A 14,516-nucleotide genomic window follows, 5' to 3' on the forward strand; every position below is an offset into this window, starting at 1 on the left:
ATAAACGATTTGCCTTCATTTTGAAAGCGCTTTCATAAATGTAGCATTGAGCGCAAGCAATGTGACCTAGGGTATCTACCCGGTTAGTGAAAGACCCCGTGCACCCGAGAACAAATGACCGCCTATCGCAGGGTGCGAATGCAGGCTAGGGAAAACCATAGCTTGGATTGTGACGTCAATGCTAGAAAATGAAAGCGCTTTCATGAATAGGGCATTGAAAGCATTGCGTAACGCCGTCGGCCACGCGAACGCGTGAACTTCGGCAGATGTTTTGATCGGGGCTGGGGCCAGTGCAGCGGGGGCTGCCTGGCCCTTTTTTTTTGTTCAGGTGGCGTCTTGCGGCAACTGCCGAGCCCGCTTCCAAAACAGGCCCAGCAGCGGCTTCACACTGGTGCCATGCAGACAGATGGACAGCGTGACCACGATCAGCGTAAGCTGCATCAACTGCAATGCCAGTGGCTCTGGCAAGCCGTGCTGGATGGCGAACATCAGATAGTACAAAGAGCCCACACCGCGAACACCAAACCAGGCCGACAGGCCGCGTATCTTCCACGTGGTGCCGGTGCCCACCAGACCTACCATCACACTGAGCGGGCGCGCCACGACAAACAGGAACATGCTCAAGCCCACGGCTGCCCAAGTCCACGAATTGGTGAACAGGGTGCCGCCAATCAATATGACCAGGACCATTTCGGACAGGCGCTCTAAATGCTCCTTGAAGACCAGTGAGCCTTCGCTGACGGTCTCCAGTGGTTCTTCACCCTGTTGCGGCTTGTTCGCTTTGGCCAGCCGCTGTTCGGTTTGGCGCAGCGCCACAGCGGCAAAGAACACCGCCAAGAAACCCCAGGCATCTACGAGCACGCAAGCACCATAGACCACGCCGATCAAGCCCAGACCCAAAAAGTCATCCATCAGCGCCATTTGGTTCGGACCCTGGCGCAACTTCCAGCCAATGCGCGCCAGTGCAACGCCGCCGACGACTCCGATGGCTATGGCACCTACGGTGGCCCACAGCACCTCCACCAGCGCCCAGCGCATGCCGGATTCGCCCAGATCATGCAAACCCAAGAGGCCCAAGCCCAGCATCACAAACGGGAAGGCGCTGCCGTCGTTCATGCCGGCCTCGCAGGTGAGCGTAAAGCGCAACTGGTCGCGGTCACCGGGGTGGCGGATTTGTACATCGGTGGCCAGCACCGGGTCAGTGGGTGCCAGTATGGCCCCCAGCAGCACGCCGGCGCCCAGCGGCAAACCCAGCACCAGCACGGCAAAAGTTGCTACCAGTGCCACCGTCACCACCATGGACACTGTGGCCAGCAAGATGGGCGCGCGCCAGCGGGCAAAGGTGAATGCGCCTGGCATTTTGACGCCGGCCGAGAACAGGGATATCAGCACCACCACTTCGGTCAGCACTTCCAGCAGCGCAGACTCCTTGAGCGGGTTGAAATGGAACAGGTGCAACGCACTCGGCCCCACCAGCATGCCCACGCCCAGGTAGATGATGGCCGGTGTCACCGGCAGCCGCTGGACCAGGCTGGCCGTCAGGCCGCGCACCAGCAGCAGGCCTCCGATCAACATAAACCATTGGGGGTTAGTCATGGGAGGGCAACCAGGGTGTCTGGCAGAGGACGTCGATGGTAGGTGGGCATGGTGGTAATCGGATACTAGTAACGCGGGCGCAGTCGGCGCTCCAGCAACTCAAACACGGCTTCACTGACAAAGGCTAGCAGGGCAGCGGGCAGGGCGCCTGCCAGCAGCATGGCGCGGTCATTCAGGGCCAGGCCGGTGACGATGCGTTCGCCAAAGCCTCCGGCGCCGACAAAGGCGGCAATGGTAGCGGTTCCTATGGCAATGGCGGTAGCGGTGCGGATGCCGGCCACGATGGTGGGCAGTGCCAGCGGCAACTCCACAAAGCGTAGCTGCTGCCGGGCTGTCAGGCCCAGCGATTGGGCTGCCATGCGCAGGCCCGGCGGCACCTGGGCCAGGCCGGTAGCGGTATTGCGCATGATGGGCAACAGCGCGTACAGCGTCAACGCTATCAGCGCGGGCAGTGTGCCTATGGTGCTGAGCAGCGAGATCAGCACGGCCAACAGCGCAATCGACGGCACAGTCTGCAGCAAACCACTGCTGCCCAGCACCACGGCTGCCAGCCGCGGATGCCCGTGTGTCAGCACGGCGATGGGTACGCCCAGTAGCGTGGCCAGGGTAACGGCTACCAGCACCAACAACAGGTGCTGCGAGGTCAGGCGCGCCAGGTCGGGTGCGAACAGCTTGGCCCAGAAGCCGCGCTGGCCGGCATCGGGCCCAGGCCCGGCAGGCGTGGCGGTGGCCGTAGTGCTGTTGCGCGCCATGGCCGCCAGATGATCCCGTGCGATCACATCAAACGCCAGGCCCTGCAGTTCGGCGCGCGCGTTCATCGCGATCATCGCGGCCTCGTCCACGCGGCCGGTTAGCATTTGAAGGGATTTCCATTCCTGTGGATGGCGTTGGGGCACGTCCAGGCGATACAGCAGCACGGCGTCGTAGCGCGGGAAATACTGCAGATCGTCCACGAGCACGCGCAGACCCAGCGATTCGATCTTGGCATCGGTGGTGTAAATGTCAATGACGTCCACCTGCTTGGCCCCTATCGCGTCATACGCCAGGCCATGGTCCAGCCCCTGCGGGCTGTGCGGCAGTTTGTACCGCGCGGCAAGGCCGCGCCACCCGTCGGCCCGACCGATGAATTCGTTGGACAGACCTAGTTTCAGTTCCGGGTGGGCGGCAAGGGCACTCAGCGTGGTGATGCTCTTGGCATCCGCGGCGCGCATCGCCAGTGCGTAACCATCGTTAAAGCCCAGCGGCACGGCCACCCCCAGACCCAAGGGCGCCAGGGCCTGGTGCATCTGCTCCAGTGTCAGCGGCGCGCTGCTCTTCAGAATCTCCTGGCTGATCGTGCCCGCATATTCGGGGTACAGGTCGATCTGGCCGGCGCGTAGCGCCTCATAGACGATGGCAGTGTTGCCCAGACCCGCACGGACCTGGGGTGGCGTGCGTGCGTGGGGTGCGGCTTGCTGCGCCAGCAATTCCGCCAGGATGTAGGATTCAGTGAAGCGTTTGGACCCGATGCTCAGCGGCGTTCCGTCACCATCCGCGGCCGTGGCCTGCGTGCTGCCGCCCAACAGCACCAGCAACGACACCAGCGCCGCCGCCAGGCCGCCGAGCCAGCGCAGTATGAAGTAGCGGTAGGGTCTGTTGTGCATGGTGTGGCGCTGCTTAGAGCCTGCGATTTAGCCGCACAGCCGGGCGTTGAGCTCTGCGGCGTCTGGTGCATCCAACGCCGTGTTGTGGTGCTCCGTCAGCGGCCCGCCGCCTGGTAGCACGCCGCCGTCCGCTTCATAGCCCACGGCCTTGAACTTCCAGATGCTACCGATGTGCTTGAGGTTGCCCACGTGCAATCCATCTGCCGCGTGCACGCTGTACACGTTGGCATTGACGGCATGGAGCGCCAGCGGTCCCATGGGCGGGCAGGTAGTGGGGGCTTAGTGCGTCACAAACTCGTAGACCACTTCTTCGCTCTCTACCATGTCCAGAATATCGTTGAGTGTGTCATTGTCTTCGGTGCTGCTCCAGGTATCTTCTGGATCGCCGGCGAACAGCGGTTCGATTGCCAGGTCCAGGTACTGGGCATTGGACAGCTTGAGAACCTGCCCGCCTTCGGAGGTAGTGGAAAGCTCCCAGTCATCGGGTACGGACATTTCCAACTGGATGGTGACTTTGAGTTTTTTCATGGTGTGACTTTGTAATGTGAGGCGGCGAGATTAACCTAACTGGCCTGTACCATGCCACAAAACATGGAGAGGCTGTTATGGCAATCGATACAACCCTGGCAGCACGGTCGGCGCGCCTCGTTCAGACCCTGCAAATCGACCCCGCGCAACACCCGCGCGGCAAGGCCTACCTTAGCGCGGCCAGCGGCTTGGTACGGGTGCGCGAACGGCTGTACGTGGTGGCAGACGATGAGCTGCACCTGGGTGTGTTCGACGGGTCTGCAACCGGCTCGCTGCTTCGCCTGCTGGACGGCGAGCTACCCCAGGGCAAAGACAAGCGCAAAAAGGCCAAGCCCGATTTCGAGAGCCTGGTCCACCTGCCGCCGCTGCCGGGTTGCCCAGCCGGTGCTCTGCTGGCCCTGGGCTCTGGCTCCAAGCCCAACCGTGAGATCGGCGTGCTGGTCGCGCTAGACGTGCACGGCCAGCCCAATGGCCGCATGGCGACCGTGGACCTGGCCGCGCTGTATGCGCCGCTGCACAAACGCTTTGCCGATCTCAATATCGAAGGGGCTCTGCTCGTCAGTGGCGAGCTGTTGTTGCTGCAACGGGGCAACAAGGGAAACGCGCTCAATGCCAGCATCCACTTCGATTGGAACCAGACGGCGCCCTGGCTGGCAGGCTTGCAGCCCAGTCCCCCACCGCCCAAGCGGGTGCAGATGCTCGACCTGGGCGGTGTGGACGGGGTGCCCTTGGGCTTTACCGATGGCGCTGCGCTGCACGGCGGTGCCTGGGCGTTTACCGCGGTCGCAGAGCGCACCGACAACAGCTACGTGGATGGTGCTTGCGTGGCCTCCGCCATCGGCACAGTCGGCGCAGATGGCCATCTACAACACCTGTATTTGATAGAAGGCGCGCCCAAGGTCGAGGGTCTGGCCGTGCGGGCCGATGGGGACACGTGGGTCTGCACGCTGGTGACCGACCCGGATGACCCCAGCATGGCTGCCCAGGTGTTGGAGGTCATGCTGCCCGCCTCAGGCGTTTCGCCCGGCTCGGAGCGAGCCGCGCAGGGTCGGTAGGAGGGGTATGCAAGCGGAAGGCTTGCGTGTCAGGTGCATCGGCTTTTGCGAGCTGGGCGTCCTGAAAGCCCGGTGGCGATTTATCCTTGGCTATTGCTGGCGACGTGCCCGGCGGTCCACCACATACCAGGCCAGGGCGCCCACCACCGCGGCCACCATGCACACCACATGCAAGTCATTGATGAGGATGATGCCGCGCAAGGGGCTTTCGCGGCTGATGGGCAGCAGCGGTAACACGTCCACATGCATGATGCTGTCGATGAAGATGTGGCTGTAGGTACCGATGAAGGCGCTGGCAAAGGACACGCCCCAGCCAATAGGCAGGTGCCGTGGCTCGCGCAATATGTGCAGGCCCAGCTCACCCAGATGTTTGCCGGTGGCGCCACACAGCAGACCGATCAGGGTTGCGCCCAATAAAGTGTGCGAGAAACCATGCAGCTCGCCCCGCCCTGTGGTCAGTACGAACAGCGGCTGCAGGTCAATGACGATCTGCGACCAGCCAAACACCATCAGCGAAAACCGCTTGTTCAGCACGGCCTTGAAGGTTAGGCCAGGCCCCATGTGCAGCGGCGTAAACGGCATCTAGGCAGGCACCCAGCCCAGCGCAGCGACCGGTGGCAGGTCTCTGCTCACGCAGTGCCAGTGCTCTGCGGCATCGGCGCTGATCCACAGGCCGCCGGTCGTGGACGACATGGCCAGCGTTTGCCGATCAGGAGCCAGCTCCAGGCTGTGGCGGTAGACCAGGTGGTAGGCGTGCTCCTGCGGCAGGCCGCTGGCGAAGGTGGTGAAGGTCTTGCCGCCATCGTCCGTGCGGTTGACGACCATTTTTCCTTCCAGCGGATAGCGGTGCGTGTCGGCCTGGGCCGGCACAAACCAGGCGCGCAGCGGGTCCACCGGATCACAGGCCACGGCAAAGCCAAAGCCGGAGGGCTTGGGCGCAGCAATGCTGTTCCACAATTTCCCCCCATCGGTCGAGCGGTACAGGCCGCAGTGGTGCTGCGTCCACAACACATCGGGCTGGGCGGCGCACTGCACGATGCGGTGCGGGTCTTGGGTGTTGGGGTCTTGCTCACTGTCAGGCGGCAGGTAGTCGGCTTTCATGCCGTCGGCGGTCAGGCTCCAGGTCCGTCCGGCATCGGTGGTTTGCCAGACGCCGCCGCATGAAATGCCCAGCGTGATGTGCTGCGCATTGCGCGGGTCTACCAGCACCGAGTGCATGCCGGGGTAGTCGTTGCCGCCGCCAAACCAGCCCAGGCGCTTGGGGTGTTCCCATAGCGCGGTGTTCAGCTTCCAGCTCTGGCCACCGTCTTCCGATTTGAACAGCCCCGCGGGCATGCAACCGGCCCACAGCGTGCCGGGCTCTGCAGCAGATCCGGGCGCCAGGCTCCACAGCATTTCCACATTCCATGGCGTGGGGTCGTCAGCCAGCGGGCCTTCGGTTGGTTTGATCGGGAAGGCCGGTGCGGCCATCTCGGTCCAGGTCGCGCCCTGGTCGGCGCTCTTGCGCAGCTTCACGCCAAAGTGACCCATGCGCAGTGCCGCGTACCAGTCGCCGTTGCGCGGATCTGCCAACACCTGACTGACAGGGTCACCGGCAAAGTGGTGTGCGGCAACGGCCCATTGCGTGCCTTGGCCGCGGACAACGAACAGGCCCTTGCGGGTGGCTACCAATAGTGTTTGCATTGTTGTGTCTTTCGGTAATAGATCAGCCACCTGTCAGCGCCTGGATGACCAGCACGGCGTCGCCGTCGCTTAGTTCCTGGTCCAGCTTCTGGCGGTTCAGCACCATGGTCTGGTTGATGAAAACGGCTACGTGCTTGCGGATGTGGCCCTGGTCGTCCAGCACGTAGTGGCGCAGCTCCGCAGGGGCGGCGGCGAGCGCCGCGTCCAGCACCGCGCGCAGGCTGCCGGATGGCACGCGTTGCGGCGCACATTGCACGTGGCGGCGCAGGCTGGCCGCAAATTCCACATTCACCACACAAGCCCCTCTCGTCCAGACCGCGCAGTATCGCCATCGCGGTCTGGCTTGGCAAGCGACAGGCGCATCACACCAGAGGCAGGGCGGTGCTGCTTTTAATCTGCTCCATGGAGAATGCCGAAGACACGCCGGCCAGGTCCACCAGACTTATCAATTTTTTGTAGAAGCGGTCATACCCATCGATGCTGGAGGCCGCGACCTTCAGCAGGTAGTCGACATCGCCGCTCATGCGGTGGAACTCTTGCACCTCGGGCAGCGTGCTGACCACGGCGGCAAAGCGGGCCAGCCATTTCTCGTCGTGCTGGCCGGCACGGATGCTGACAAACACCGTAACCGGCAGGCCCACCTTGTGCCGGTTGATGACGGCCACGCGCCGCTCGATAAATCCTTCGTCCTCCAGCCGCTTCACGCGCTTCCAGCATGGTGTGCTGGATAGCCCCACCTGCGCGCCCAACTGCGCCATAGACAGCGTGGCATCGCGTTGCAGCGCATCCAATATCTGCATATCGAGTCGGTCTAGCATGATTTTCTCAATATTTGATTTGGCAAAGGATATTTATGCTCTATTGTCCGGCAATTCGGTGAAATTTGGAATGCTTTCTCCACCGCAGTTTTCTACACTTGTGCCACACCCGCCAGCAACTGCACTGACACCATGACCCATACCTTGTACCTGGATTCCAATGCCACCACCCATGTGCTGCCCGCAGCATTGGATGCCGCTACCCGAGCCATGCGCGAGCAGTTTGGCAACCCTAGCAGCAGCCATTCGCACGGCATCGTGGCCAAGGATCTGCTGGAGCAAACCCGTGCCACAGCGGCGCAGGTCATAGGTGCGGGTGATGGCCATGTGGTGTTTACCAGCGGCGCCACCGAAGGCATACAGACGGCCGTGTTGTCGGCCCTGCGCGCCATTGGCCCGCGCCGCACGGAGCAGGGCCGCCAGCTGCTGGTGTATGGCAGCACGGAGCATAAGGCTGTACCGCAGGCGCTGGAGCACTGGAACCACGTGCTCGGGCTGGGTCTGGAATTGCGCGTCTTGCCGGTCGACAGCCAGGGCGAGCACGATCTGCAAACGTTGGCCCAGTGGCTGCCCGACACCGCGTTGCTGTGCACGATGGCTGCCAACAACGAAACTGGCGTTATCACAAACCTCTCGGCCATAAAAGATTTGCTGGTGCAATCTCACAGCGAGGCCCTGTGGCTGGTGGATTGCGTTCAGGCGCTGGGCAAAGTCGATCTGGACCTGCAGCACAGCCGTATCGACTATGCGCCGTTCTCCGGCCACAAACTCTATGCGCCTAAAGGCGTGGGCATGCTGTATGTACGCCGCGGTGCGCCGTTCACGCCGCTGATGGCCGGCGGTGGGCAAGAGGACGGCATGCGCAGCGGCACCGAAAACATGCCCGGTATTGCGGCGCTGGGCGCCGTGCTCCACGCCCTGCAGCAGGGCGACACCTTTGCAAGCCACGCCACGTTGCGCGGCTACCGTGACCGCCTCGAGCACAGCCTGCGCACTGCCTTCCCTGCCATCGTGTTCAATGTGCCGCTGGCGCGCAGTCTGCCGACTACGTTGAACTTCTCTGTGCCTGGCATCAGCAGTAAGGCGATGCTGGATGTGTTTGATGCTGCAGGCGTCCGCGTCAGCGCTGGCAGTGCCTGCAGTTCTGCCAAGGCTGCGCCCAGCTATGTTCTGGAGGCCATGGGCCTGCCCCAGTGGCGCACCACATCAGCGGTGCGCCTGTCCATTGGCCCCCTGGCCAGCACGCAGTTGGTAGACGCCGCCTGCGCTGCGATTGCCCGCTGCGGCCAAGTGCTGATGGCCATGCACGAAGCCGACGTAAATGCGCCGCTGCCGTCCGAGTCGGCTTTGGTGGACGCAAGTTCTTGTAGTGCAGAAGAGGTCGCAGCCATGACACTGCAGTGGAGCCAGCTGGGTGCGTTTCTGTCTGCCCACCCCAGGGCGCGCCTGCTGGACGTGCGTGAGGCATCCGAGCACCATGCGGGCCGTGGCATGCGCTACGGCAATCTTGCCGCGATCAACGTCCCGATGAGCACCATCTCCACGCTGCCCGCCGCCTGGATGACGACCAAGGGCGCCCCGGTGGTACTGGTCTGCCGCAGTGGCAAGCGCAGCCTGAAAGCCGCGCAATGGCTGCACAGCCAGGGCTTTGCCCAGGTGCGGCATCTGCACGGTGGTCTGGCGCTGCGTCCCGCGTCCGTCACGGCTGCCTTAACACACTTGTCCACCTAAAAAATCGCAGACGCTACTGCCGCCTAAAAACAAGGCACGGTCTGGCAGGCCTTGGCTGGCGTGGGTTTTTGGGCTTGTGAACATGCTTATCCACAAGCCTGCCCACAGAGGGCAGGGGTAAGTTTCTTTTTGTATTTGGCTATTGACTTATCAAGGCAACGTGAAGTCAAACGTATAGACATGTTGCCCAGCGGTGATCTGTATGCCCATCTGGCCCGTCAGACCCGTCAACTCGTCTGTACCCGAGTCCGGCACCACTTGCACCAGCAATTGCGGCGTACCGCGGTGCATGACACCGGTGTGCATCAGCACAAAACTGCCCTTTTTGCCCATCAGGTTGCCGGTAACGCGCTCAATGGCTACGTAGCCCGCAGAGCCTTTGACCTCGGTGGTGGCGGCCAGCATCTCGCCGACGCTGTGTGCGTTCAGGTCGCCGTGGAAGGTTTTGTCCAGTGTGTTGCGGCCGAGCTTGGCAGATTCTGTTGCCTGTGTGGCGGGCTGGGGTACGAGCTTGACGTCGAAATTTCCGGTGATGTGTTGTGTTTGTTGCATGCAGTCTTCTTTCAAAGCGCCGTTTTTGGCACAGTGCGGATTACACAGGCCCGAGCCCGTGCATGATAGGAAAAACGCGACAGCGGTTTCTGACCACCCCCAATGACATCGTTTTCATCCGTCCCCTCTGCCCAACCACGCGGCGTGCTGCGACCAAGCTTCAGCCAGGGGCAGTTTGAACACCACCGACAACTGCCGTGCGCTGCCCTTTCGATTCTGGTGGAGCATTACTGGCATGTGCGCTGGGATCTGCGTGGATTGCCCGCCCAGCAGCAGGCCACGCTGCCGCATCCCAATGTGCACCTGGTCGTGGAGCATGGCCAGGCGCGCGTATGGGGTGTGCACCACGGCCGGTTTGTGCGGCAGTTGCAGGGTCAAGACCAAGTGTTTGGTATCAAATTCAAGGCGGGTGGTTTCTATCCGTTTTACCGCCAGCCGGTGGCCCAGTTGCAGAACCAGTCGTTGGACGTAGGTGCCTGTTTTGGACCTAACGGTGCCGACCTGACGCACCAGGTGCTGGCCGCGCCCGACTTTGCGGCGATGTGCGCAGCCGCAGAACACTTCTTGCTGCACCACCTGCCACCCACCGACCCGCAGGTTGCACGCGTCAGCAAGCTGCTCGTGCGCATTGCGCAAGACAGCGCCATCACTTCGGTGGAAGACGTGCTTGCCCTTTGCGGTCTGAACAAACGCGGTCTGCAGCGCCTATTCCAGAAGTATGTGGGCGTAAGCCCCAAGTGGGTGGTGCAACGCTACCGCCTGCACGAGGCCATTGCCCGGGTGCAGGCTGGCCAAGTGCTGAACTGGGCCGAGCTGGCACTGGAGTTGGGCTACTTTGACCAGGCGCATTTTGTGCGCGACTTCCGTCAGCTGGTGGGCATGGCACCGGGCGAATACCAGAAGAGTTTGGCCGACCCGCAGGGTCAATAGGCACAAGCGTATATTGGTGCGATGCATACCCACCACAACCCCAGACCCCACCAACGCGCCGACCTGGTTCGCATTGCCACCAACGCCATGACCGAGCGCGGCTTGTTGCCCGAATTCTCGGACCGTGTGGAGCAGCAATTGGCCACCATCACCGGCACGCGTGCCGATGACGACCCCGCCATCCATGACCTGCGGGACATGCTGTGGTGCTCCATCGATAACGACGACTCGCGAGACCTGGACCAGCTCACCGTGTCCGAACCCTTGACCGGTGGCGCCGTGCGCCTGTGGGTGGCCATTGCCGATGTGGACGCACTGGTGCCACGCGACACCCCTATTGACCAGCACGCCAGCACCAACACCACGTCGGTCTACACCTCGGCCCGCATCTTCCCCATGCTGCCCGAGCGCCTGTCTACCGACCTGACCTCGCTCAATGCCCACCAGGACCGCCTGGCCATGGTGACCGAAATGGTGTTCAACGCCGACGCCTCGCTGGCCGGCTCCACCGTGTACCGTGCGCGGGTGCGCAACCAAGCCAAGCTGGCCTACGACGCCGTGAGCGCCTGGCTTGATGGCAAAGGTGCGCTACCCGCCGCTGCGGCCGCGGTGCCGGGCATGGACACCCAGTTGCGCACGCAAGATGCGCTGGCCCAGCAGCTACGGGCGCGCCGCCATGGCGAGGGTTCGCTGGAGTTTGAAAGCTTCCAGCCGCGCGTCACGTTTGACGGTGAGCGCGTGGCCGACATACACCTGCAGGTGCACAACCGAGCCCGCCAGCTGATTGAAGAGGTGATGATCGCCACCAACACCTGCACCGCGCGCTACCTGGCCGGGCAGGGTGTGACCTCGTTGCGCCGCGTGGTGCGTTCGCCCGAGCGCTGGCTGCGCATCGTGGGTGTGGCCAAGGACTATGGCGAGGTCTTGCCGGCCGAGCCTGACTCCAAGGCGCTGGAGGCTTTTCTGGCCAAGCGCCGCCGGGCCGACCCGTTGCGTTTCCCCGATCTGTCGCTGGTCATCGTCAAGCTGATGGGCCGCGGTGAATACGTGATGGAATCACCCGGTGCCGAGCCTGTAGGGCACTTCGGCCTGGCGGTCACGGACTACACCCACTCCACCGCGCCCAACCGGCGCTTCCCCGACCTCATCACCGCGCGCCTGCTCAAAGCGGCGCTCGCCAAACAGCCTGCGCCGTATTCGCATGCCGAGCTGGAGGCCCTGGCGCTGCACTGCACACGCCAGGAAGACGCGGCCCAAAAAGTGGAGCGTCAGGTGCGCAAGTCCGAGGCTGCGCTGTTGCTGGAGTCGCGTGTGGGCCAGCGTTTTGATGCCATCGTCACGGGGTATGCCTCAGACGGCGTGTGGGTCCGTCTGCTGAACCCGCCGGCGGAGGGCAAGTTGCTCAGGGCAGTGGATGGGCTCAAGGTAGGGTACAAACTGCGCATCAAGCTGGTGTCTACCAACGTGGAGCACGGGTTTATTGATTTTGAGATGGGCTAACAGGCCTGTAGAAGATCAAAACTATTGAGATAGCGTAGAAATCCACGGAACACCTATCAGTTGCGCCGAGCACATGCTTGGATGCGCTAAGCGCTCTGGCGCACCGATGGACCGGGTTTAAAGATGCACTGTCGCTAGCAACGTCACTATGGCGTTGTCTGGAGACCTATTATGACGATTGCCGCACAACCCGTGACCGACGACGACGGTCCCCTGTCACCCTGGTGGATGCGCGCGGTGCTCATCGTCATGGTGATTGGCTTCTGCGGACTGATGGCCATCACCCTATTTGCCTACCGCAACGCGCCGCCCGTGCCCGAGTTGGTGCAAAACGCACAGGGCGGTACCGTCTTCACAGGCGATGATGTACGTGAAGGCCAGACGGTCTTCCTCAAATATGGCCTGATGGCCAACGGCAGCATCTGGGGACACGGCGCCTATCTGGGGCCGGACTATTCAGCCGATGCACTGCACCGACTGGGCCAACACATGGCCGAGACGGTTGCGCAGCAGCGTTTCCAGCGGGCCTTTGCGGCGCTGACACCGATCGAGCAGGCTGCGGTCACGGGTGAGGCCGCTGCCACGCTGAAGACCAACCGTTTTGATGTAACGACCCAGACGCTGCGGTTTACGCCAGCCGAGTCCGCCGCCTACCTGGCCCAAATCAGCCATTGGAAAAATTACTTTCACGATCCCGCGCGCAACGGGGGCCTCAAGCCCGACCTGATCACCGACCCCACCGAGCTGCGTCAGTTCGCCGCCTTTGTGACCTGGGCGGCCTGGGCCTCGGTGGCCCAGCGCCCGGGCGAACCCTATTCCTACACCAACAACTTTCCGTATGACCCCAGCGTGGGCAACGTGCCCACCTCGGGCGCGCTGTTGTGGAGTGCGCTGAGCCTGACCGTGCTGCTGGCCGGCATTGCGGTGGTGTTGATGGCCTTTGGCAAGTTTGACTTTCTGGGCTGGATCAGTCACGAGCCCCGCAAGCGCCTGTTCCTGATGCCAGGTGGTGCCAGTGCTGGCCAAAAGGCGCTACTGAAGTTTTTTGTGGTGGTGGCCGTGCTGCTGCTGGCGCAAGCCCTGGTGGGCGGCGCCGTAGCGCACTACCGTGCGGACCCCGGCAGCTTCTACGGTTTTCAGCTTGAGAAAATATTCCCCAGCAACCTGCTGCGCACCTGGCATTTGCAAACGGCCATCTTTTGGATCGCTACCGCCTATGTGGCTGCGGCTTTGTTCCTCGGGCGCACGCTGCGCAGTGACGAGCCTGGCTGGCTCGCACCCTGTACGCACATTTTGTTTGTCGCGTTCGCGCTGGTTTTTGGCGGCAGCTTGTTCGGCGAGTGGCTCGGCATCAATCAAATGCTGGGTGACTGGTGGTTCTGGTTCGGCAACCAGGGTTGGGAATACCTGGAGCTGGGCCGCGTGTGGCAGTACCTGCTGGTGGGTGGCCTGTTCGCGTGGTTTGCGATGGTGTTTACGCTGGTGCGCTCCGGCACGCTGGCCGACTCGGCCGTCAAACCCATTGTCAAAATGTTTTTGGTGGCGGCGCTGGCCATACCGGTGTTTTATGTGCCGGCGCTGTTTATCGGCGCCAAGTCCAACTACACGGTGGTCGACACCTGGCGCTTCTGGATCATCCATTTGTGGGTGGAGGGTTTCTTTGAATTCTTCGCCACCACCATCGTGGCGCTGACCTTTTACCAACTGGGCTTGACCCGGCGCAACGTAGCACTGCGCGTGATTTACCTCGATGCGATTCTGTATTTTCTAGGCGGGCTGATGGGCACGGGCCACCACTGGTACTTCACGGGTCAGTCCAACGCCACGATGGCGGTATCAGCCATCTTCTCGGCGCTGGAAGTGGTGCCGCTTACGCTACTCACCTTGGATGCTTGGGACTTTATCCGCACCACGCGCGGCGATCGCGATGCTGAAGGCGCCACAGTGGTGGTGCCACACAAGTGGACGTTTTACTTCTTGATGGCGGTGGGTTTTTGGAACTTTGTCGGCGCTGGCATGCTGGGCTTTTTGCTGAACCTGCCCATCGTCAGTTACTACGAGGTGGGCACGCTGCTGACCCCCGCCCACGGCCACGCGGCGCTGATGGGCGTGTTCGGCATGCTGGGCATCGCGTTGATGGTGTTTGTGTTGCGCCAGTGCAGTGAAGACCGTGTCTGGGCGAGTCTGGAGGCATACATAAAGGTGGCATTCTTTGGCACCAATGTTGGGCTGGCCTTGATGGTAGGCCTGAGCCTGTTTCCAGGTGGCGTGTTGCAGGTCTGGGACGTGCTGCAAAACGGCTATTGGCACGCCCGCAGCCTGGACTTCATCGGTACGGAGCGCGCCCACCTTATCGAATGGATGCGCATGCCGGGCGATGTGATTTTTATCGTCTTTGGCGCCGTGCCGCTGGTGATCGCAACGCTCAAGGCCTATTGGGGTATGCGTAGTGCGCCGACAAGCGGCCTTTAGACTGGTTC

14 protein-coding genes are annotated in these 14,516 nt (G+C 62.4%); 5 read left to right on the forward strand and 9 right to left on the reverse strand.

Features of this window, described 5'->3' with window-relative positions:
- Positions 1-324 precede the first annotated feature (324 nt).
- From AC097P_RS09895 to AC097P_RS09910, 4 genes are all read right to left on the reverse strand, one after another.
- Positions 325-1,596, reverse strand: coding sequence for a cation:proton antiporter (locus AC097P_RS09895; protein ID WP_479610223.1), 1,272 nt, complete (start codon positions 1,594-1,596; stop codon positions 325-327).
- A 65-nt stretch (positions 1,597-1,661) separates the two neighbouring features.
- Positions 1,662-3,239, reverse strand: a complete 1,578-nt coding sequence (locus tag AC097P_RS09900; RefSeq protein ID WP_479610224.1) for a glycine betaine ABC transporter substrate-binding protein — start codon at positions 3,237-3,239, stop codon at positions 1,662-1,664.
- A 27-nt stretch (positions 3,240-3,266) separates the two neighbouring features.
- Positions 3,267-3,497 (reverse strand): hypothetical protein, encoded by a 231-nt coding sequence (locus AC097P_RS09905; protein WP_479610225.1) that lies wholly within the window; start codon positions 3,495-3,497, stop codon positions 3,267-3,269.
- Between the two features lie 21 nt (positions 3,498-3,518).
- Entirely contained in the window at positions 3,519-3,767 is a 249-nt protein-coding gene (locus tag AC097P_RS09910; protein WP_479610226.1) for a hypothetical protein, read from the reverse strand.
- Positions 3,768-3,844: 77 nt separating this feature from the next.
- Here AC097P_RS09910 and AC097P_RS09915 point away from each other — a divergent pair, with 77 nt between their 5' ends.
- Positions 3,845-4,822 (forward strand): DUF6929 family protein, encoded by a 978-nt coding sequence (locus AC097P_RS09915; RefSeq protein ID WP_479610227.1) that lies wholly within the window; start codon positions 3,845-3,847, stop codon positions 4,820-4,822.
- A gap of 90 nt (positions 4,823-4,912) precedes the next feature.
- On the opposite strand, the gene AC097P_RS09920 is transcribed toward AC097P_RS09915, so the two are convergent.
- From AC097P_RS09920 to AC097P_RS09935, 4 genes are all read right to left on the reverse strand, one after another.
- Positions 4,913-5,383: a metal-dependent hydrolase gene (locus AC097P_RS09920; protein ID WP_479610228.1), complete on the reverse strand. Its 471-nt coding sequence runs from the start codon at positions 5,381-5,383 to the stop codon at positions 4,913-4,915.
- A 21-nt stretch (positions 5,384-5,404) separates the two neighbouring features.
- Positions 5,405-6,505, reverse strand: coding sequence for a WD40/YVTN/BNR-like repeat-containing protein (locus AC097P_RS09925; protein WP_479610229.1), 1,101 nt, complete (start codon positions 6,503-6,505; stop codon positions 5,405-5,407).
- Between the two features lie 22 nt (positions 6,506-6,527).
- A complete protein-coding gene (locus AC097P_RS09930; protein ID WP_479610230.1) occupies positions 6,528-6,797 on the reverse strand; it encodes a MoaD/ThiS family protein in 270 nt (89 codons plus the stop codon).
- Between the two features lie 70 nt (positions 6,798-6,867).
- The gene (locus tag AC097P_RS09935) at positions 6,868-7,323 is read right to left on the reverse strand and encodes an Lrp/AsnC family transcriptional regulator (RefSeq protein ID WP_479610231.1); all 456 of its coding nucleotides are present in this window, start codon (positions 7,321-7,323) and stop codon (positions 6,868-6,870) included.
- 132 nt (positions 7,324-7,455) lie between these two features.
- Between AC097P_RS09935 and AC097P_RS09940 the strand changes: the two genes are divergently transcribed.
- Positions 7,456-9,054, forward strand: coding sequence for an aminotransferase class V-fold PLP-dependent enzyme (locus AC097P_RS09940; protein WP_479610232.1), 1,599 nt, complete (start codon positions 7,456-7,458; stop codon positions 9,052-9,054).
- Positions 9,055-9,204: 150 nt separating this feature from the next.
- Here the strand turns inward: AC097P_RS09940 and AC097P_RS09945 are convergent, their stop codons facing one another.
- Positions 9,205-9,606: a DUF3224 domain-containing protein gene (locus tag AC097P_RS09945; protein ID WP_479610233.1), complete on the reverse strand. Its 402-nt coding sequence runs from the start codon at positions 9,604-9,606 to the stop codon at positions 9,205-9,207.
- Positions 9,607-9,708: 102 nt separating this feature from the next.
- Between AC097P_RS09945 and AC097P_RS09950 the strand changes: the two genes are divergently transcribed.
- From AC097P_RS09950 to AC097P_RS09960, 3 genes are all read left to right on the forward strand, one after another.
- Entirely contained in the window at positions 9,709-10,536 is an 828-nt protein-coding gene (locus AC097P_RS09950; protein ID WP_479610234.1) for a DUF6597 domain-containing transcriptional factor, read from the forward strand.
- A gap of 21 nt (positions 10,537-10,557) precedes the next feature.
- Complete coding sequence (locus AC097P_RS09955; RefSeq protein ID WP_479610235.1) at positions 10,558-12,036, forward strand: RNB domain-containing ribonuclease; 1,479 nt, start codon at positions 10,558-10,560, stop codon at positions 12,034-12,036.
- A 171-nt stretch (positions 12,037-12,207) separates the two neighbouring features.
- A complete protein-coding gene (locus tag AC097P_RS09960; protein ID WP_479610236.1) occupies positions 12,208-14,508 on the forward strand; it encodes a nitric-oxide reductase large subunit in 2,301 nt (766 codons plus the stop codon).
- The last annotated feature ends 8 nt before the right edge of the window (positions 14,509-14,516 follow it).

The organism is Rhodoferax sp. ZS1R8 (assembly GCF_056521325.1).